Here is an 18,816-nt window from a genome sequence, read left to right as displayed (position 1 = left end):
CGGCCCGGCCCGCCGTTCACGCGGCCGGCCGCCGACGCAGGCAGGGCATGGCGAGGGCTGCCCCTGCCAGCGCGCCCGCCGTGTCCATGATCAGGTCGATGATGGTGTCGTGCTTGCCCTTGATCACGTCACCGGGCAGGACAAGATCGGCGCCCCACTCGGCCACCTCCCACAGCGCCCCAATCGCGATGCCTACGCAGGCCAGCAGCAACACGGCCACGAGATCGCGGCCATAGCTGGGATGCAGGCGGCGGGCGCAGAAGAAAAGACCGAGCCAGAAGGTGATCGCAAGGATCGTGCCCCCGTGCAGCACGCGGTCGAACCACCAGAAGCGCTGGTAAAGATCCAGGGCGTAACCGGCCAGGTTGGCGACAAGCATCACGGCCGCCAGCGCCCACGCCAGGGCACGGCCCCAGGCAGTCGGCTCCAGCACGGGATCTGCGGCGGGAAGGCTGGTCATGGCTGATTGCCCGGTTGGCTGGGGAAACGGGCGTCCAGGTCCAGGCCCGAGGCGCCGGCGGGTCGCTGCACATTGAGCAGCGTTTCGCCCGCCCCGCTGTCGGGGAAATCCAGGACGCTGAACGATCCGTCCGTTTCAAGCACCACGGCATATGCCGTAGAAAGCGTGGCCTTGCCGCTTGCGCGCAGGGCGGCCAGGATCTCCTCCTTGGTGACGCGCTCGCGCCGCAGCGCGTCGGGAAGCAGGGTGCCCTGCCAGGCCAGAAGCGCCGGTTCGGACTTGACGAGGTGCTGGACGCGCCGCGATCGCACGGACAGGAAGGTGATGGCGAACTGCAGCCCGCACAGCAATGCAAAGGCCAGCAGCGCCTCGGACAGCGACACGTCGCTGCTCAGCACCGCCGAGGCCAGGGTGGAACCCAGGGCCACCGTGACGACGAAGTCGAAGGCGTTCATCTTGGACAAGGTGCGCTTGCCGGTGGTGCGCAGGATCAGCACCAGCCCGGCGTAGGCGCACAGGCCCACGACCAGGATGCGCAGAAGGTCGGACCAACCGTCAAAGAACATCACGCACTCCCTTCGGATTGCCGCGCAGCGCCCCGGCGCATCGCCACCTGCCTGGTCAGGTCAAGGATGGCTGCTTCGACATCGGGTCCTGGCGTGGGCTTCGTCATGTCTCCCGGATTGCCTCCTGTTCCCAAGCCATGCCTTGCAGCTTGCGCGGGCAAGGTGATCCTGTGGCTCATCACGATCGCCCCTGAAGTTCTGCGCCCTCCGGGCCGCCTGTTCAGCGCCTGGGCCTGCATGCCGGCAGGTGCCTATCCCTCGTCGTTGTTGCCGATGGTGTAGTCCCCGGTGAACGGCCGGCTGACGATCAGAAGGACAAGCAGCACAAGGGCGAGGATCGCCGCCAGCCACAGATAGCCCAGGCCGCAGATCAGCCCGATCGCCCCCGACGCCCAGATCGAGGCCGCCGAGCCCGCGCCATAAACGGTCTTGTCCTCCCGGAACAGGGCGCCGGCCCCGATGAAGCCGATCCCGCTCATGACGCCGCTGAGCACCCTGCCGGGGTCAATGGACATCGTCTCGTCCTTTGTCCCGTAGGCGAACTCGATGATGCCCACCGAAAGCGCGCAGGAGGCGACAGAGATGATGACGAATGGGCGGAAGTCGATCGGCTTCCTGCGCAGGAAGCGCTCAAGCCCCAACACCAGCGACAGGACCAGTGCGCCTGCGATCCGCAGGAAAACGTCGAGCCATGCCAGGTGGACAGGATGAAACGCGCCAGTCTCCATGACGGCCGAACGCCTTGGTCTTGCACGCAGTTCCGGTGAGCCGATGCATTGAGCCCACCCGATGGCACGACCTGCGAACACCGCCCCCTGCCGGCCCGGATGTGGTCCTTCTTGCCATTTGCTGCAAGCATGACGTCAGCGGCGGTTCGGTCAGGGATCATGGACGTCAACGTGAGACGTCAACGTGACGTCCATGATCCCTGAGCAGCCGGCGTCTCGAACCTGCTACGAATACGCACCACGTTGGCACCGTTTCAGGCACCCTTTCCGGCAAGCTGCAGCGCCGTGATGCGGCACCTGATCTGTTTTCCGAGAACCGATACCGACTGCGTGTTGTTGTATAGCGCGACCCTGCTCCCACATTTGAAGGCTTCAATTTGATGCGCGGTTTCGTAATCAATCGTCCTGTGTTCATCGGCTCCGTCGCGATCACGGGAATGTTCGTCGCAATCGGGGCCTTCCTTCCGGCACGCGCCGAAACGATCTTCGGTGCCGTGCAGGGCTGGACCCTGGCGTCGTTCGGTTGGCTTTTCCTGCTCGCGGTGGCGATCTTCCTCGGCGCGGTCGTCTTCTTCGCCGCCAGCCGGTTCGGGAATCTCAAGCTGGGGCCTGACGACTCGACGCCGGACTTCAGGTTCCTGTCCTGGGTTGCGATGCTGTTCGCGGCGGGCATGGGCATCGGGCTGATGTATTTCGGCGTGGGCGAGCCGCTGACGCATTACGCCGCCCCGCCCGATGCCGAGCCGATGACCATCGCCGCCCAGAGGCAGGCGATGACCGTGACCTTCTTCCATTACGGCGTCCATGCCTGGGCGATCTATGCCGTGGTCGGGCTGTCGCTGGCCTATTTCGGCCACCGCTACAACCTGCCGCTGACAATCCGCTCAGGGCTCTATCCGCTGCTGAAGGAGCGCATCCATGGTCCGATCGGCCATGCGGTGGACATCTTCGCTATCTGCGGGACGATCTTCGGGGTTGCGACCTCGATGGGCTTCGGCGTGCTGCAGATCAACGCCGGGCTGACGCATCTGATCGGTCTTCCGAACACGGCGCTGGTGCAGCTGACCCTCATCGCCGTCGTGACCGGGGCCGCCACGATCTCGGTCGTCACCGGCGTGGACAAGGGCGTGCGCATTCTCAGCGAACTGAACCTGGCCACCGCGGTCCTGCTGATGCTGTTCGTGCTGGCGGTCGGGCCCACCGCGCTGTTGATGCGCGATTTCGTCCAGAACATCGGCTTCTACCTCGACGGCTTCCTGCTGCGGACCTTCAACATCTATGCCTATGAGCCGCGGCCCTGGATCGACGCCTGGACCCTTTTCTACTGGTCCTGGTGGATCTCCTGGTCGCCGTTCGTCGGCATGTTCATTGCCCGGATCTCGCGCGGGCGAACGGTGCGCGAATTCGTGATCGCGGTGCTCTGCGTGCCGGCGGGCTTCACCTTCCTTTGGATGACCGTCTTCGGCAACACCGCGCTCTTTCTCGACACCACGGTTGCGGAAGGGGCCTTGTCGGCCGCGGTCGCCGCCGACATGTCCGTGGCGCTGTTCCAGTTCTTCGAATACCTGCCGCTGCCGGCCGTCACCTCGACCCTGGCGGTGGCGCTGATCGGGGTGTTCTTCGTGACCTCGGCCGACTCGGGATCTCTGGTCGTGGATACGATCGCCGCGGGCGGACGGACCGATACCACGACGGCGCAACGGGTCTTCTGGTGTTCGCTGGAAGGTGTGGTTGCGGGGGTGCTGCTGGCCGCGGGGGGGTTGGGGGCACTGCAATCAGCGACGATCGCGACGGCGCTGCCCTTCACCTTCATCATGCTGGTGCTGATCTGGGCCTTGGCCAAGGGCATGCAGGCCGATCTGGCGCAACAGCGGGCCGGGTTCGCGGCCCCGCAGGCCCATCCCGCGGCCGGCGCCCCCCTGCAGAGGAGGCTGTCGCTTCTTCTGAATCCGCCGGATGAACGCGACGTCAAGGAACATATCATGGCTGCGGTAACGCCGGCCCTTCGAAAGGTAGCGGCGCTTTTCAAGGAGCGAGGCATGGCGGCAACCGTGTCCGAGGGCGGTGAAGAGTCATCGACAGCCCTCAAGGTTCCTTCGGAAGGCGGGCGCGACTTCATCTATGGCGTGCAGCCCGCATCGCGGCGGCTTGCGGCCTTCTCTCCCCTCGAAGCCGCACAGCCCGAGATGCGGTTCGAGGCCCGGACTTTCTTCAGCGATGGCAGCCAGGGCTACGACGTGATGCCATTGACGCAGGATCAGATCGTCGCCGACGTCCTGGTGCAATTCGAGCGCTACCTGAAGCTCGTCCAGTCGCCCGAGACTGCGCTGCTCGTGGGCGCGCCGGAGCATGAACCCGAGGCGGGCCTCGATGGGGGAAGTGCCACCTGAAGCCCGGCGGCAGCGGGGCATGTGGATGCAGTGGATCGCAGATCACCGCGAGGTCATCACGACCCTGACCAGCATCGGGACATTGCTGGGCTGGGTCGTCTGTTTCAAGTTGCTTGCCAACAGCTATCGTCGGCAACTGTGAGAGACGCTGCTCATCCCGCGGGGTGCAGGGGACGGGTGGTCCCTTCCCGAAAGATCGGGCCGCTCTGAGCGAGAGTTGTCCGGCTACGATGGGCCACCCTGGAGGGCCGTAGCCGATGAAGAAATCGAAGTTCACCGACCAGCATGTTGCCTTTGCCTTGCAGCAGGCCGAGACGGGGACGCCAGTGGAAGAGGTGTGCCGCAAGATGGGCGTGAGCCAGGCCACGTTCTACCGCTGGAAGAAGGTCTATGGCGGGCTGATGCCCTCCGAGGACCGCAGGTTGAGGCAACTTGAGGAGTGAGCCTGCGAACGCCACTGGTCCGAGAGAGCAGGCGAACAATGCGTGCCTGCGCCGGTTGGTCGCCGATCTGAGCCTCGACAAGGAAATGCTGACGGAGGTGATCCGAAAAAAGATCTAGTACCGACCCGGTGTCGCGAGATGATCGACTTCGTGAAGACGGTGTTCGGGGTGTCCGTCCGACGGGCGTGCCAGACGGTGCCGGCGCCGCGCTCGACCTGTCATTACGCCTCGAAGCGGCCGCCGCAGGACGTTCTGAGAAAGCGCATCCGCGAGCTGGCCGAAACCCATGTGCGCTACGGCTGCCGCCGCATTCACATCCTGCTGCAAAGGGAGGGCTGGCCGGTGAACATCAAGCGGGTCAGGCGGTCATACAACCTTGAAGGGCTGCAGATGCGGCTGAAGCCGCCGCGGCGGCGGGTGATGGCGAAGCTTCGCAGCGATCGCAGTGAGGCCACCGGACCCGATCAGGTCTGGGCCATGGACTGGATGTTCGACGAGACGTTCGAGGGCAAGCGGCTCTGGGTGCTGACTGTGATCGACACCTGGAGCCGAGTGTGCCCGGTGATGCGCGTCTGCCGGTCTGCCACGGCAATGGAGGTGATCGCCGCGCTTGACGAGGCCTGCCGAACATACGGGCACCCGAAGGCGATCCGCGTGGATCAGGGATGCCAGTTCACCTCGAAGGAACTCGACCTCTGGGCTTACGGCAAGGGCGTTGTGCTGGACTTCAGTCGGCCGGGCAAACCCACCGACAACGCCTGTGCCGAAAGCTTCAACGCCATCGTGCGGATGAAACGCCTGGGCCAGCACTGGTTCCCGGATCTCTCCGATGCGCAGGAAAAGGTCGAGAACTGGCGCCGCCACTACAACGAAGTGAGACCCCATGGCGCAATCGGTGACAGGTCACCGCAGACCATGATATCAAGGCTCGAGGCGCCGCCCCGAGCCGCCAACCCGCCGGAGGTTCTCATCTGATCCGGTCCAAGCTCCGGGGTGGGACCAGCCCGTCATGCACTAAGATCAGAAATGGACTACCTCAGTGGGGCAGGCCACACCCTTGACGTCATGAAGCAGTGTAGCTTCGATCAATCACGCCCTGAGAGAGGCACAAATCACGCTCCAAAGTCGCTGCACCAAGCCTGCAATGCTCAGCATGTACGGTGCGATAGTTGATCGGCTCCAACTAGGGGCGGATCCGCGTCTGGTCGCTCGCCGCAGCGCACGCCTATGCCACAGGCCACCTTTGGCCCACGAGCGGACCTTGTGGGTCTGCGATTATCAAAAAAAGTCTTCGGTGCAGGTAGTGTTAGGCAGCCGAGTCAGGACGGCGGTCACTCGGCTGAACATTGTGGCTGAAGTATTCCGGCCGGGCTTCGCGCAGCTTCTCGCTGATGAGGATCGACTGAGACAGATGGTGCCGTATTGCGGTGCGGGCCGCGGCCTCATCGCCCGCCGCGATGGCGTTGCGGACGGCCGTGTGGTCCGCAACGATCTGCACCGTCTTTTCCGGCTGCATCAGGTGCAGCGCCCGCAGCCGGTCGATGTGGCCGGACTCGCGGCGCAGCACGCGCCGAACCTTTTCCAGCTGCGCATGCCGGAAGATGGTGTCGTGAAAGGCGTGATCCAGTCGGGTGAAGGCGGCAAGGTCGCCGTTCTGGGCAGCATCGACCTGCAGCTCGATGATCTGGGACAGCTCGCGCGGCAGGGCCGGGTCGTGCAGGCGGGCCGCCACGGCCGCCGCCTCCTGTTCGCAGGCGTTCCGCATGACGTGGATCTGCCGTGCATGGTCCAGGTCGATCAGGCTGACCATGGTCCGCGACTGAGGGTGGATCTCGACCAGCCCCTCGGCCTGGAGCTGCAGAAGCGCGTCGCGGAGCGGGGTCGAGCTGACGCCGTAATCCTCCATCAGCTGCGCGCGCGACAGCGCCGCGCCCGGCGGCAGTTCGAGCATGCAGATGCGGCGTCGCAAATCCGCCTCTATCCCGTTCTGGATGTCGCCGGGCCAGTTCATGATCCGACCGCCGCGCTTTGGGCGTCAGTCTCGGACTGCAATTCCTCAAGATAGGCAAGAGGGGCGGCGACATGGTCCCGCGCGCAGCGGACGGCCGCTTGGGTATCGCCGATCTCGATGGCGTTCAGGATCTGCTCGTGCTGGGCAATGGCTGTTGCGAACCCGCGGCGCTGTTCCTGCCCAAAGGCAATCCGGTCTAGGTGCGCCTTCTTGGCACGGATCACGTCCCAAACCTCGGGTAGTCCCGCCGCGTCGAACAGCGCCTGGTGGAACCGATCATCCAGCAGGATGAATGCCGCGCTGTCGTCGCGCGCCTCGGCCAGCTTCTGTTCGATGATTGTGGCGCGCGCGGCGCGCAGGTCGGGGGTGCCCTGCGCGGCAAGTTGCGAGATCACAGGGAGTTCGAGGTTCTCTCGCAGGAAATGGGCAAGCCGCACCATCCTAGGAGACAGGGACGCGACAAACGTGCCGTGCTGTGGGGCAACCGTCACCAGCCCGTGGCCAGCCAACCGCAGGACTGCCTCGCGGAGCGGTGTGCGGCTGGCCGAGAACAAGGTGCAGAGATCTCGTTCCACCAACGCCGCACCGGGCGGCAGCTGGGCCGTGACGATCATCTGGCGCAGGGCGTCATAGATCTCGTCGCTGCGCGACCGGCGCTGTCTCATGGCGGTGTTCATGCGCTCCATTCTAGCGAAACCGGGCTCCCGGACTCCATGGATAGAAGAGGTGGCGGCCGCAAGCGCATACAAGCATTGCGTCATTTGCACAAATATATTAGAGCATATCTGTGGAGGAGGCCGCAAGACGGCCGAGATGGAGGAAATTCCTTGAAAAGACCGATTCTTGCCGCGCTGCTTGCGGGCCTGTGTATCCTGCCCGCGGTATCCTCGGCCGAGACCGCTTGGCCCGAGCGCACCATCAACGTCATCATCGGTGCGAGCCCCGGGGGCGACACCGACTTCAACGCCCGCACGATGGCCAAGTACTTCGAGCAGGTGACCGGCAGCACCATGGTCATCACCAACATGCCGGGCGGCGGGGCGACCATCGCGACCTCGGCGGTCAAGGATGCCGCGCCCGACGGCTACACCATGCTGTTCGGCCACACCGGCCACCTGATCGTGGCCGAGGTGTCGGGCCTTGCGAACTACGGCATCGCCGATTTCGAGATCTGCTGCATCGCCGCCGTGGACCAAGGCGCCGTCTTCGTCACCAGCGAGAAATCGGGCCTGAAGACAGTCGCCGACGTCAAGGCGGCAGAAGCTGGAAGCCTGACCTTCGGCACCGAACTCGGCGGCTATTCGCACCTGCAGGGCCTGATCTTCCAAGACGCGACCGGGGTCGAGATGAATGTCGTGGACACCGGCTCGGCGTCGGAAAAGATCGCCAGCCTTCTTGGTGGGCGCATCGACGTCGCGGGCATCGCATATGGCGCCGTTCAGGATTACGTCACCTCGGGTCAGATGACCGTGCTGGGCCAGCCCAACGCCGAGCGCAACCCGCTCTTGGGCGAGATCCCGACTTTCGCCGAGCAGGGCGTCGACATGGTTATGAACAACCCCTACATCGTCGCCTTTCCCAAAGGGACCGATCCCGAGATCGTCGCCAAGATGGGCTCGGTTATGCAGGAAATCGCGCAGATGCCGGAATACGCGGCCGATCTGGAGCAAGGGTTCAAGCAGCCGGTCGTCTTCCTGCCCAAGGACCAGGCACTCACCCGCCTGAACGAAATCCGCGACGCCTACATGCCCTATCGCGAGGCGCTGCAAGGCAACCGCTGACCGCTCGGCGGCGCCGCGCAGGCGCCGCCGTTCCTCATGGTGGGTCGAGCTGGAGGAGGAACCCATGCGCCACAAGGAGCTGATCGTCGCAAGCGCCATGCTGATGACGGGCATCGTCTACATGGGTATGTCGATGGGCGTACCGAAGCGGGACGGGGTCGATGCCTCGACCGTGCCGGTGATACTTGCCGGCATGATGATCGTACTGGGCGGGGTCGAGCTTGTCGCAGTGCTGCGCAGGTGGTGGGCGCCCCTGCAGAACACCACCGTGGTCTTGGGCGATCCGGCAGAGCCCGTCGCCGCCGGCCACGGTCCTCTTGGGGACGAGGCCGTGCGCACTGAGGCCCAGGCTGAGGCCGCCATTCCGGCGGCGGCGAAATCCGACATGGCGACCGTCGGGATCACCTTGGCGCTGATCGCGGGTTATGTCGCCCTGCTGGGCTCTCTGGGTTTCCCGGTCGCGACCGCCGTCTACCTGTTCGTCCAGTTCATCGTCCTGACCCCGCGCAGCATCCGCCCGGCCCTGCCGGCCTACGCGCTGATCGCGGCGGCCGCCGCGGCCGTGATCTTTGTCACCTTCCGCTATGGTTTCGGCCTGCTTTTGCCTGCGGGTCCGCTGACCCCGTTGCTGCCGTAAGGAGGCCGCGATGTTCGATCTTCTTCTCACCGGCTTCGCGAATGTTCTGTCGCCCTTCGTCCTGATGCTGATCTTTATCGGCGTGGCCGTGGGCATCGTCTTCGGCGCGGTGCCGGGGCTGACCGCGGTCATGGCCATTGCGCTGTGTCTGCCGATGACCTACGGGCTCGAGCCCGGGACCGGCATGGCGCTGCTGATCGCATTGTTCGTCGGCGCAACCTCGGGGGGTCTGATCTCGGCGATCCTGCTCAAGATCCCCGGCACGCCAGCCTCGATCGCCACCACCTTCGACGGCGGCCCGATGATGGAAAAGGGTGAGGGCGGCAAGGCTCTGGGCGCCGGCATCGTCTTCTCGTTCATCGGCACCATGATCTCGATCGCGGCGCTGATGTTCATCGCGCCGTGGCTGGCGCAGGTCGCGCTGTCCTTCGGCCCGCACGAATACTTTGCCATCGCCGTCTTCTCGCTGACGCTGATCGCTACGCTGTCCTCGGGCTCGATGGCCAAGGGCGTGTTCGCGGGGGTGCTGGGCTTCGCCGTCTCGACCGTGGGGATCGCGCCGGTCGACGCGACCACCCGCTTCACCTTCGGCCGGGTCGAGTTGAATGCCGGCTTCTCCATCCTAACCGTGCTGGTCGGCATGTTCGCCGTGGCCGAGATCATCAAGGTCGCCGAAAGCGCCAAGACCTCCAACCCCGAGGACAGCCGCGCCAAGCCCGTCGCGGTCAAGGGCTTCGGCTTCAGCATGGCGGAATTCATCGGCCAGCTGCCGAACGCCTTTCGCTCGGCCATGATCGGTCTCGGGATCGGCATCCTGCCGGGAATCGGGGCCGGAACCTCGAACATCATCGCCTATATCGCCGCCAAGAAGCGGTCCAAGACGCCCGAGCGGTTCGGCAAGGGCACCATCGAGGGCGTTGTCGCGAGCGAGACCGCCAACAACGCCGGCATCGGCGGGGCCATGGTGCCGCTGCTGACGCTGGGCATCCCCGGCGACGCGGTCACCGCCATCCTCTTGGGCGGGCTGATGATCCACGGCATCCAGCCGGGACCCATGTTGTTCATGTCGCAGGGTCCGCTGGTGTATACCATCTTCGCCGCGCTGATCGTGTCCACCTTCGTCATGCTCGCGCTGGAATTCTGGGGCCTGCGGATCTTCATCCGCCTGCTGGCGATCCCCAAGCACATCCTGCTGCCGGTGATCTTGGTGCTCTGCGCCGTGGGGGCCTTCGGGCTGGCCAGCCGGGTGTTCGACATCTGGACGATCCTCGCCTTCGGGGTGCTGGGCTTTGCCTTTGTCAAGGCGGGCATTCCCACCGCGCCCTTCATCATCGGCTTCATCCTGGGGCCGATGGCCGAGACCAGCTTCCGCCGCGGGCTGCAGCTGTCGCGGGGCGACTACACCGGGTTCCTGACCAACCCGATCTCGGGCGCCTTCCTTGCGCTCGCGGCGCTGTCGATCGCCTGGCAGCTGTGGACTGAATTCCGCCCGCGTCAGGGCGCCAACCTGTTGAAAGCCGGAGCCGAAGAATGAACGCGCCCATGAAGGAAGCCGCCGTGCCGGCCCGAAAGACCCCCGCCGAGCTGCGCAGCGCCCGCTGGTTCGCGCCCGACGACCTGCGCAGCTTCGGGCACCGCTCGCGGATGATGCAGCTGGGCTATTCCGAGGCCGACTTCATGGGCCGGCCGATCATCGGCATCCTGAACACCTGGTCCGAGCTGAACTCGTGCCACGCGCATTTCCGCGAACGGGCGGGCGACGTGAAGCGTGGGGTTCTCGCGGCCGGGGGCTTTCCGGTCGAACTGCCCTCGCTGTCGGTGGACGAAAGCTTCACCAAGCCGACCTCGATGCTGTATCGCAACCTGCTGGCGATCGAAACCGAGGAGCAGATCCGCAGCCACCCGCTGGACGGGGTCGTGCTGATGGGCGGCTGCGACAAGACCACCCCCGGCCTCGTCATGGGGGCGCTGACGGCGGGCGTGCCGATGATCTACCTGCCCGCCGGCCCGATGCTGCGCGGCAACTATGCCGGGCAGAAGCTCGGCTCGGGCTCGGACGCCTGGAAATACTGGGACGAGCGCCGCGCGGGCAACATCACCGACGAAGAGTGGCAGGGCCTTCAGGGCGGCATCGCGCGCTCGCCCGGCGTCTGCATGACAATGGGCACCGCCAGCACCATGACGGCGATCACCGACGCAATGGGGCTGACCCTGCCCGGCGCCTCGTCGGTCCCGGCGGTGGACAGCGGGCACCAGCGCATGGCCGCTGATTGCGGCCGCCGCATCGTCGACATGGTGTGGGAGGACCTGACCCCCGACCGGATCGTCACCCCGGCGTCCGTCCGCAATGCCGCCATCGTCGCCATGGCCACGGGCTGCTCGACCAACGCCGTCGTCCACCTGATCGCCATGGCGCGGCGGGCGGGCGTGGACCTGACGCTGGACGACCTCGACGCGCTTGGCCGCACTACCCCGCTGATCGCCAATGTCCGTCCCTCGGGCAAGGACTACCTGATGGAGGACTTCTTCTACGCGGGCGGCCTGCGGGCGCTGATGAAGCAGATCGGGGACCGGCTGGACCTGTCGGCGCTGACCGTCACCGGCCGGACCATGGGCGAGAACCTCGAAGGGGCGCAGGTCTTCAACGACGACGTGATCCGGCCCCTGTCGAACCCGGTCTATCACGAGGGCTCGCTGGCGGTGCTGCGCGGCAACCTCTGCCCCGACGGCGCGGTCATCAAGCCCGCCGCCTGCGACCCGAAATACCACGTCCACGAGGGTCCGGCGCTGGTCTTCGACAGCTATCCCGAGATGAAGGCGGCGGTTGACGACGAGAACCTGGAGGTCACGCCCGACACGGTGATGGTGCTGCGCAACGCAGGCCCCCTTGGCGGTCCGGGCTTTCCCGAATGGGGGATGCTGCCCATTCCCAAGGCGCTGATCAGGCAGGGTCACCGCGACATGCTGCGGATCTCGGATGCGCGGATGTCGGGCACCTCCTACGGGGCCTGCGTGCTGCATGTGGCGCCTGAAAGCCACGTCGGCGGGCCGCTGGCGCTGCTGCGGACGGGCGACATCGTGCGGCTGGACCTGCCGGCGCGCCGCCTTGACATGCTGGTGTCTGAGGACGAGATCGCCGCCCGCCGCGCCGCATGGGTGGCGCCGCCACCGCGCTATGACCGGGGCTGGGGCTGGATGTTCTCGCGCCACGTCACCCAGGCCGACAAGGGTTGCGACTTCGACTTCCTTGAACGCGGCTTCGGTTCCGCCGCCGGCGAGCCGGAGATCTTCTGATGGCCCTGACGCTGGACCAGGCTCTGACGGGCATCTCGGGCATCCTGGTGACGCCCTATGACGCGGCGGGCGAGATCGCGCCGCAGCGGCTTGTCCCCATCATCGACCGCGCGCTTGGCGCCGGGATGCACATGCCGGTGGTGAACGGCAACACGGGCGAGTTCTATGCCCTGACCACCGACGAGGCCTGCGCCATGGCGACCGAGGTTGCCGGGATCATCGCCGGCCGCGCGCCGCTGCTGGCCGGCGTCGGCCGCGGCATACGCGACGCACAAAGATTGGCGCGCGCCTCGGCCGATGCCGGGGCGGCGGCGCTGATGGTTCACCAGCCGCCCGACCCCTTCGTCGCCCCGCGGGGCGTGGTCGATTACCTTCATGCCGTCGCTGACGCCTCGGACGGCTTGCCGATGATGCTCTACCTGCGCAACGACGCCATCGGCATCCGCGCCATTGCGGACCTTTGCGCGGTGCCGGGGGTCCGGGGCGTGAAATGGGCCACGCCCAACCCGCAGAAGCTGGCCGAGGCGAAGGCCGCCTGCGATCCCGGCATCGTCTGGGTCGGCGGACTGGCCGAGGTCTGGGCGCCTACCTTCTATGCCGTAGGTGCGCGGGGCTTCACCTCGGGGCTCATCAACGTCTGGCCTGAGCGCTCGGTCGCCATCCACGCGGCGCTGGAGGCGGGCGACTACCACGGCGCCAACGCGCTGATCGCCGGGATGCGCGCCTTTGAGGACATCCGGGCCGAGGAAATGAACGGCACCAACGTCACCGGCGTCAAGGCGGCGCTGATCGCGCAGGGGCTCGACTGCGGCCCGACCCGCCCGCCCTCGGCCTGGCCGCTGACGGCGGCCCAGCAGGACAAGCTTGACCGCTTCATGGCCGCCAACAACCTTTGCCTGGAGGAAACCGTATGACCGACTACGTCTTGTCCGACGCTACGCGCGAAAAGCTGAAAAAGGTGTCGACCGCCTCCGTGGCCACGGCGCTCTTCAAGCGCGGGTTGCGCAACCAGTTCGTCCAAGGCGTTGTGCCGGTCGAACGCAAGCCGGTCACCATGGTGGGGCAAGCCTTCACGCTGCGCTACATCCCGGCGCGCGAGGACCGCAACCCCCTGACGGTTTTCCGCAATCGCGACCATAAGCAGCGCGTCGCCGTGGAAACCTGCCCCGAGGGTCATGTCCTCGTCATGGACGCCCGCAAGGATGCCCGCGCCGCAACCGCCGGTTCGATCCTGATCACGCGGCTGGCGTTGCGCGGCGCCGCGGGCGTTGTCTCTGACGGCGGGGTGCGGGATGCCGCAGGCATCGCTGCGCTCGACATGCCGGCCTATTTTGCGCGCCCCTCGGCGCCTACCAACCTGACGCTGCACGAGGCCATCGAGATCAACGTGCCCATCTCCTGCGGCGACGCACCGGTCTTTCCGGGCGACGTTATGCTGGGCGACGGCGATGGGGTCATGGTCATTCCCGCCCATCTGGCCGACGAGATCGCGGATGAATGTACGGGTATGGAGTCCTACGAGGACTTTGTCCTGGAACAGGTGCAGGCAGGTGCTGGCATCATCGGCCTTTATCCGGCAACGGATGAGGACAATCTGACGAAATACGCCGAATGGCGTGAACGGTCAGGACGCTGACATGACCTATATACCCCATGGTGATCACCTGATTGCCGGCGAAAAGATCCGGACGGAAGGGCGCTTCTCCTCGGCGCCGGTCGAGGGCACGGCCCATGAGTTCTCGGCGGGCACTCCCGAGATGGTTGCGCGGGCCTGCGCCGCCGCCCATGCCGCCTTCGAAGAGTTCTCGGCCACCACGCGCGAGGAGCGCGCGAAGCTTCTGGAAGCCATTGCCGAGGAGATCGAAACCCGCGGCGAGGCCATTACCGCCATCGGCAGCGCCGAGACCGGCCTGCCACAGGCGCGCCTGCAGGGCGAACGGGGCCGCACCATCGGTCAGCTGCGCCTCTTTGCCGAGCACATCCGCAAGGGCGACTACCTCGACCGCCGCCACGACAAAGCGCTGCCCGACCGCCAGCCGCTGCCGCGCCCCGACCTGCGCATGATGCAGCGCCCCATTGGCCCGGTGGCGGTCTTTGGCGCCTCGAACTTCCCGCTGGCCTTCTCGGTCGCAGGCGGCGACACGGCCGCGGCTCTGGCCGCGGGCTGCACGGTTGTCGTCAAGGGCCACAGCGCCCATCCCGGCACCGGAGAGATCGTGGCCGACGCGGTTGTGGCGGCCATTGCGCGGTGCGGCCTGAACCCCGGCATCTTCAGCCTGGTGCAGGGCGGCAAGCGCGACGTGGGCGAGGCGCTGGTCACCGACCCGCGCATCAAGGCGGTGGGCTTTACCGGCTCCTTGGGTGGCGGTCGCGCGCTCTACAACCTGTGCGCCGCCCGCCCCGAGCCGATCCCCTTCTTTGGCGAACTGGGCAGCGTAAACCCGATGTTTGTGCTGCCGGAGGCAGCTTCGGCGCGCGGAGCCGAGATCGGTCAAGGCTGGGCGGCCAGCCTGACCATGGGCGCGGGCCAGTTCTGCACCAACCCCGGCATTACCGTGGTGGTCGACGGGCCGGAGGCGGACACTTTCGCCGGGGCCGCCAAGGAGGCGCTGTCCGCCATTGCGCCCCAGACCATGCTGACCGACGGCATGGCCGAGGCCTACCGCAGCGGCGCAGCACGTGTGGAAGCCGGCAAAGGGGTCCGCTCGCTCCTGACCGCGACCTGCGCCGCGCGCAACGCCTCGCCTTACCTGTTCGAGGTTGCGGCCGATGACTGGCTGGAGAACCACGAGCTGGCCGAAGAGGTCTTTGGTCCCTTGGGCCTGATTATTCGCGTTCGCGACTCAGCGCAGATGGAGGAGGTGGCGCGCAGCTTCGTGGGCCAGCTGACAGCGACGCTGCAATTGGACGAGGGCGACACAGATCTGGCCCGTCGCCTGATGCCGGTCCTCGAGCGGATGGCTGGGCGCGTCCTGGCAAATGGCTTCCCCACGGGCGTCGAAGTGGCCGACAGCATGGTTCATGGTGGCCCCTATCCCGCCAGCACCAACTTCGGCGCCACCTCCGTCGGCACGCTCTCCATCCGCCGCTTCCTGCGGCCCGTCTGCTACCAGAACCTGCCCGACACACTGCTGCCGAGGGATCTGCGCTGAGAGTTGATAATTTAGCATGATACCGGATCTGACATATCCTGAGTCTCAGCTGCCCCGCTCGTATTACGGCAGCTGAGATAAGAGCCCGAACTCGAGGCGAAGGATGCGCCAGTGGAAGGCGCTCAAGCGCACGGGGGGAGAGGGTGGACCCACAGATTGCCGGGTGGTAGCTGGCTTCTCTCCAAGCTAAGCTTTTGTGCTTTGTTGTGAGCCTGCCTGATCTGTCGCCGGCAGAAACCTGTAGACCGACGACCGCGCGATCCCGAGCCGCCGGGCGATGGCAGTTGGACTGAGCCCTTCTTTCCCGTGCAGCTGGCGGACCTCGTCCGGGTCGATCTTCGGCTTGCGCCCCTTGCAGGCGCCGCGCGCCTTCGCTGCGGCAATCCCCCCATCTGCCGCTCGCGGCGCAGGTTGGTCTCGAACTCGGCGACGATCCCAGCATGTCGAAGAAAGCCTTTGCCGGCTGCGGTCGAGGTGTCCACCGGTTGCTCGATGGCCTTCAGCGTAACTCCCTTTGCTGTCAGTTCGTGGACGATGTCCTGCAGGTTCTTAAGGGAGCGCGCCAGCCGGTCAATGCGAATGACGACAAGAGGTCGCCCGGGCGCAGGAACTGCAGCAGGATGTCGAGCTCGGCGCGGCCGTGCCATGAGGTGCCGGTCTTCTTTTCGGCCCGGACCACCTGGCAGCCGGCAACCCGCAGCGCAGCCTCCTGCAGCGAGAGATCTTGGTCGGTACTGGACACGCGGGCGTAGCCGTAGAGGGCCATGGGAAATCGTTTCTGTCCGGCTGGGGACTAGACCCGGTTACGCTACTGTCCGAAATCTTACGGAAGTTGGGCTCACGAGAGTCGTCCGCAACACGAAAGTTGCAGGAAATCTCCCCCAGCACGACGACATGAAACCGTCGGATCGGGCGGGAGGACAGAATTTCCGGTTTTTCGCCCCGGGAAACCGAACCCATTCTTCTTGGACAGGTCACGTCCTTCAAGCTGGTGTAATTTCCCGGATCGCCCGGGGGCATGATCAGGCGTGCCAACGGCCGTCTGGAGACGGTGCCGGAACGCTGGTCCGCCCTCTGAAAAGCTCTCTAATCACTCTGGTTGTTGATTTCCACCCGGAACTGACCCGGGTCTGGAGTGAACCACTTGGGCTGGACCCCAAGACCCTGAGAAACTGATACGCTGGAGGGCCTTGATCGGAGAAGGCTCATGACATCACGAGGTCCCTACCGTCGGCATGCGACACCGTTCAAGCTGCAGCTCTGCCAGGACATCCGCGCCGGTGTCCCCATGCGGCGAGATGCGCAGCGCAGCCACAATCTCTCCGCCAACCTCATCCAACTGAGGCTGACACAGTTCAACCGAGGCAAGTTGAATGACGAGGGGGCCGAGGCAAGCGTCATTGCTGAATACGAAGCCCGCATCGCCGCGCTCGAGCGGAAGGTGGGTCAGCTCACGATGGAGCTGGATCTTGCCAAAAAAGCACCGCGGATTCCGACCGCGAACGGCAGCGCGAGATCCTTCGTGATCAGCGGCCCCCAAGCTGCTCCATCAGACGGGGGTGCAAAGCCATGAGTCTGCCGCGCACGCCCTTCCTGACCGCCGTCCCCGAGGACTGGTCACAACTGACCGAAAGCGCAGCGGCGGCCGAGCCGGTGGCCAGCCGCCGGGCCTATGCGCATAACCTCATCCGCCAGCAGTGGAGGCTTCAGCAGGCGCGCGCCCCCCGTCGGGCCGCCACGCTGATCGACCAGGCCGTTGGCAGGGGGGACCGGCCGCCGCCTCCGGCCGCCCGACTGGTCCCGGCGCTGAGCCATTGCGCACCCGTGCCGGTCATCAACGTGGTCTGCGAGAACCGACGATGGCTGTTCGAGGATTGGAAGCACGCGCTTGTGGCGGCCGGGCAGCCGGGCTTTCAGGTCTTGGTGAGTTCGCAGCCGCTGCCCACCGCCGCCGCTTGGATCTTCCTGCGCGCGGCCGAGGTGGCAAGAACGCCAGATCCGCAGCGCACGGGTGTGCAGATCCACGACCTTGCCGGCGGCGCTCTTTATCGTCCCGGCGGCGCGCGCCGGCGTGGCCGCCGACGCGGCGCTTTCGCTGACCCATCCCGCCCAGATCGAGCTTCTGGAGGAAAACGGGATCGCCGTTCGGCATCGTCGCTGGACCATGCAGCCGGTGGGATGGCGCGAGACCGCTCCGTCAGAACCCGTGGCCAGTGCGCGCCCGAAGGTCGCATGGTCGGCCGGCCCACGCGCCGCGACGGAACTGAGATCAGCAGTCTCGATCCGCTTGTGTCCGCCGCCTGCCGCTGGGCGCGCGTCGCCGAGGTCGTGCTGATCGGCGAACAGCTCGGAGGGACCGCAATGGCGGGCAGGCGCGGCGGGGCCGTCTGCCGAACCCTGCGCCTTGCGCAGTGCCCATTCACTCATGCGCCCGCTTGGCTGTCGAGCTTCGACGTGATCGTACTGACCAGCGATGCTGATTTCGGTCCTTGGCCGATCTTCGATGCGCTGCATGCTGGCGTACCACTGGTCGCGCTACCGGCCGGTTGGGCAAAGGGGTTGCTGGCCAGTGGCAAATGCGGGCGGCTGGCCGCGAACGCCGGCGAGCTTGCGGAAGCAGTCATACAGGTGATCGCCGAACAATCAGTCTGGCGGCGACGTACTCGACTATATGCGCGCGGAGTCGGGCAGAGCTTCACAGCATAGTTGCGTGCCAACTTGGGGCTGGCCGCTGAGCTTGCAGGGGCGGGTCAGCGGCAGGCGCTCCAGCCCTGAAGGGGAATACCGCCAGACTCGGGCATTCGTGTTCGGCCAGCCAACTTTCGACGTACAACAGGTGTCACGCCCGCGCCGGTGAGGGCCTTGGGTGGCCAGCGTCCGACTGCACAAGGAGCTGGCGCTTTCAGCTCCGCGCCTCCCCTTGTGGGAGTCCGGTGGACTGACTCACCATGTCGATAGTCGCGACGACCGCGGTGGCGCACTGGGGCGCGCCTCATTCCCTGCCCCCCGGCGCCTGTGTTTTGCTGACACTGTGTTGACACGTTTGCGGAACGCAGAAAGCGCCCTGTGGGGCGCTGCGTAGGAAGCTGATAGTGTTAGTAGAAGTGGTTGCGGGGGCAGGATTTGAACCTGCGGCCTTCAGGTTATGAGCCTGACGAGCTACCGGGCTGCTCTACCCCGCGTCCGAGCTGCGTTTGCGCAGCGGGTTCCCCGCGGGTTTTTGGGTGCGGGGGTTGTGTGATCGTTTCGGAGAGGTTTGCGTTTCTTTCCAGGTCTGGCGGTGACCTACTCTCCCACGTCTTGAGACGCAGTACCATTGGCGCGACGGCGCTTAACGGCCGAGTTCGGGATGGG

Annotated in this window: 16 protein-coding genes, 1 tRNA gene, 1 rRNA gene and 2 pseudogenes; 11 read left to right on the top strand and 9 right to left on the bottom strand. The window is 66.0% G+C overall.

All coding sequences use genetic code 11. The annotated features are described in order from the left end of the window. Nucleotides 1-16: 16 nt before the first annotated feature. The 3 genes from CK240_RS14895 to CK240_RS14885 all read right to left on the bottom strand — a co-directional run bounded on the left by CK240_RS14895 (nt 17) and on the right by CK240_RS14885 (nt 1,754). Nucleotides 17-460, bottom strand: coding sequence for a DUF2238 domain-containing protein (locus CK240_RS14895; RefSeq protein WP_095641127.1), 444 nt, complete (start codon nt 458-460; stop codon nt 17-19). Then, a complete protein-coding gene (locus CK240_RS14890; RefSeq protein WP_135058853.1) occupies nt 457-1,026 on the bottom strand; it encodes a DUF421 domain-containing protein in 570 nt (189 codons plus the stop codon). The genes CK240_RS14895 and CK240_RS14890 overlap by 4 nt, the downstream gene beginning before the upstream one ends. Nucleotides 1,027-1,277: 251 nt before the next feature. Next, nucleotides 1,278-1,754: an MgtC/SapB family protein gene (locus tag CK240_RS14885; protein WP_095641126.1), complete on the bottom strand. Its 477-nt coding sequence runs from the start codon at nt 1,752-1,754 to the stop codon at nt 1,278-1,280. Between the two features lie 380 nt (nt 1,755-2,134). Here CK240_RS14885 and CK240_RS14880 point away from each other — a divergent pair, with 380 nt between their 5' ends. Together CK240_RS14880 and CK240_RS14875 are read left to right on the top strand one after the other, a co-directional pair. After that, entirely contained in the window at nt 2,135-4,144 is a 2,010-nt protein-coding gene (locus CK240_RS14880; protein WP_095641125.1) for a BCCT family transporter, read from the top strand. 257 nt (nt 4,145-4,401) lie between these two features. Beyond that, nucleotides 4,402-5,562 (top strand): annotated as a pseudogene (locus CK240_RS14875) (IS3 family transposase). 331 nt (nt 5,563-5,893) lie between these two features. Here CK240_RS14875 and CK240_RS14870 read toward each other — a convergent pair. Beyond that, nucleotides 5,894-6,598, bottom strand: a complete 705-nt coding sequence (locus tag CK240_RS14870; RefSeq protein ID WP_095641124.1) for a GntR family transcriptional regulator — start codon at nt 6,596-6,598, stop codon at nt 5,894-5,896. Then, nucleotides 6,595-7,263, bottom strand: a complete 669-nt coding sequence (locus CK240_RS14865) for a GntR family transcriptional regulator (protein ID WP_205957862.1) — start codon at nt 7,261-7,263, stop codon at nt 6,595-6,597. Before CK240_RS14865 ends, CK240_RS14870 begins: the two co-directional genes overlap by 4 nt. 162 nt (nt 7,264-7,425) lie before the next feature. Here CK240_RS14865 and CK240_RS14860 point away from each other — a divergent pair, with 162 nt between their 5' ends. From CK240_RS14860 to CK240_RS14830, 7 genes are all read left to right on the top strand, one after another. Further along, nucleotides 7,426-8,379, top strand: coding sequence for a tripartite tricarboxylate transporter substrate binding protein (locus tag CK240_RS14860; RefSeq protein WP_205957861.1), 954 nt, complete (start codon nt 7,426-7,428; stop codon nt 8,377-8,379). Nucleotides 8,380-8,443: 64 nt separating this feature from the next. Beyond that, a complete protein-coding gene (locus CK240_RS14855; RefSeq protein WP_095641121.1) occupies nt 8,444-9,016 on the top strand; it encodes a tripartite tricarboxylate transporter TctB family protein in 573 nt (190 codons plus the stop codon). A 10-nt stretch (nt 9,017-9,026) separates the two neighbouring features. After that, a complete protein-coding gene (locus CK240_RS14850) occupies nt 9,027-10,550 on the top strand; it encodes a tripartite tricarboxylate transporter permease (RefSeq protein WP_095641120.1) in 1,524 nt (507 codons plus the stop codon). Next, nucleotides 10,547-12,310: an L-arabinonate dehydratase gene (gene araD, locus CK240_RS14845; RefSeq protein WP_240517461.1), complete on the top strand. Its 1,764-nt coding sequence runs from the start codon at nt 10,547-10,549 to the stop codon at nt 12,308-12,310. Before CK240_RS14850 ends, araD begins: the two co-directional genes overlap by 4 nt. Continuing rightward, complete coding sequence (locus tag CK240_RS14840) at nt 12,310-13,224, top strand: dihydrodipicolinate synthase family protein (RefSeq protein ID WP_095641118.1); 915 nt, start codon at nt 12,310-12,312, stop codon at nt 13,222-13,224. The genes araD and CK240_RS14840 overlap by 1 nt, the downstream gene beginning before the upstream one ends. Then, nucleotides 13,221-13,946: a ribonuclease activity regulator RraA gene (locus tag CK240_RS14835; RefSeq protein ID WP_095641117.1), complete on the top strand. Its 726-nt coding sequence runs from the start codon at nt 13,221-13,223 to the stop codon at nt 13,944-13,946. The genes CK240_RS14840 and CK240_RS14835 overlap by 4 nt, the downstream gene beginning before the upstream one ends. A 1-nt stretch (nt 13,947) precedes the next feature. Beyond that, entirely contained in the window at nt 13,948-15,462 is a 1,515-nt protein-coding gene (locus CK240_RS14830; RefSeq protein WP_095641116.1) for an aldehyde dehydrogenase (NADP(+)), read from the top strand. A 186-nt stretch (nt 15,463-15,648) separates the two neighbouring features. On the opposite strand, the gene CK240_RS19590 is transcribed toward CK240_RS14830, so the two are convergent. Together CK240_RS19590 and CK240_RS19280 are read right to left on the bottom strand one after the other, a co-directional pair. Beyond that, on the bottom strand, nt 15,649-15,846 hold the full coding sequence (locus CK240_RS19590) for a helix-turn-helix domain-containing protein (RefSeq protein ID WP_420818633.1): 198 nt from the start codon (nt 15,844-15,846) through the stop codon (nt 15,649-15,651). Nucleotides 15,847-15,887: 41 nt separating this feature from the next. Then, nucleotides 15,888-16,228 (bottom strand): annotated as a pseudogene (locus CK240_RS19280) (recombinase family protein); the annotation flags it as partial. 441 nt (nt 16,229-16,669) lie between these two features. On the opposite strand from CK240_RS19280, the gene CK240_RS14820 reads away from it, so the two are divergent. Both CK240_RS14820 and CK240_RS18315 read left to right on the top strand, forming a co-directional pair. Beyond that, nucleotides 16,670-17,035, top strand: coding sequence for a transposase (locus tag CK240_RS14820; protein WP_095641115.1), 366 nt, complete (start codon nt 16,670-16,672; stop codon nt 17,033-17,035). Next, on the top strand, nt 17,032-18,168 hold the full coding sequence (locus tag CK240_RS18315) for a glycosyltransferase (protein WP_135058852.1): 1,137 nt from the start codon (nt 17,032-17,034) through the stop codon (nt 18,166-18,168). Before CK240_RS14820 ends, CK240_RS18315 begins: the two co-directional genes overlap by 4 nt. Before the next feature lie 399 nt (nt 18,169-18,567). Here the strand turns inward: CK240_RS18315 and CK240_RS14815 are convergent. Together CK240_RS14815 and rrf are read right to left on the bottom strand one after the other, a co-directional pair. After that, nucleotides 18,568-18,644, bottom strand: a tRNA-Met gene (locus tag CK240_RS14815). A gap of 90 nt (nt 18,645-18,734) precedes the next feature. Further along, nucleotides 18,735-18,816, bottom strand: a 5S ribosomal RNA gene (gene rrf / locus CK240_RS14810); the annotation flags it as partial.

Origin of the sequence: Paracoccus salipaludis (assembly GCF_002287065.1) — a bacterium.
Taxonomy (GTDB): domain Bacteria; phylum Pseudomonadota; class Alphaproteobacteria; order Rhodobacterales; family Rhodobacteraceae; genus Paracoccus; species Paracoccus salipaludis.
Note: the sequence above shows the minus strand (reverse complement) of the source record. Positions and strands in the feature narration are given on the sequence as shown.

Bases quoted from the DNA above. Each gene is read 5' to 3' on its own strand.
- CK240_RS18315 (WP_135058852.1), top strand. From the start codon at position 17,032: ATGAGTCTGCCGCGCACGCCCTTCCTGACCGCCGTCCCCGAGGACTGG.
- CK240_RS14865 (WP_205957862.1), bottom strand. From the start codon at position 7,263: ATGAGACAGCGCCGGTCGCGCAGCGACGAGATCTATGACGCCCTGCGC.
- CK240_RS14820 (WP_095641115.1), top strand. From the start codon at position 16,670: ATGACATCACGAGGTCCCTACCGTCGGCATGCGACACCGTTCAAGCTG.
- araD (WP_240517461.1), top strand. From the start codon at position 10,547: ATGAACGCGCCCATGAAGGAAGCCGCCGTGCCGGCCCGAAAGACCCCC.
- CK240_RS14830 (WP_095641116.1), top strand. From the start codon at position 13,948: ATGACCTATATACCCCATGGTGATCACCTGATTGCCGGCGAAAAGATC.
- CK240_RS14870 (WP_095641124.1), bottom strand. From the start codon at position 6,598: ATGAACTGGCCCGGCGACATCCAGAACGGGATAGAGGCGGATTTGCGA.
- CK240_RS14885 (WP_095641126.1), bottom strand. From the start codon at position 1,754: ATGGAGACTGGCGCGTTTCATCCTGTCCACCTGGCATGGCTCGACGTT.
- CK240_RS14835 (WP_095641117.1), top strand. From the start codon at position 13,221: ATGACCGACTACGTCTTGTCCGACGCTACGCGCGAAAAGCTGAAAAAG.
- CK240_RS14840 (WP_095641118.1), top strand. From the start codon at position 12,310: ATGGCCCTGACGCTGGACCAGGCTCTGACGGGCATCTCGGGCATCCTG.
- CK240_RS14890 (WP_135058853.1), bottom strand. From the start codon at position 1,026: ATGTTCTTTGACGGTTGGTCCGACCTTCTGCGCATCCTGGTCGTGGGC.
- CK240_RS14895 (WP_095641127.1), bottom strand. From the start codon at position 460: ATGACCAGCCTTCCCGCCGCAGATCCCGTGCTGGAGCCGACTGCCTGG.
- CK240_RS14855 (WP_095641121.1), top strand. From the start codon at position 8,444: ATGCGCCACAAGGAGCTGATCGTCGCAAGCGCCATGCTGATGACGGGC.
- CK240_RS14880 (WP_095641125.1), top strand. From the start codon at position 2,135: ATGCGCGGTTTCGTAATCAATCGTCCTGTGTTCATCGGCTCCGTCGCG.
- CK240_RS14850 (WP_095641120.1), top strand. From the start codon at position 9,027: ATGTTCGATCTTCTTCTCACCGGCTTCGCGAATGTTCTGTCGCCCTTC.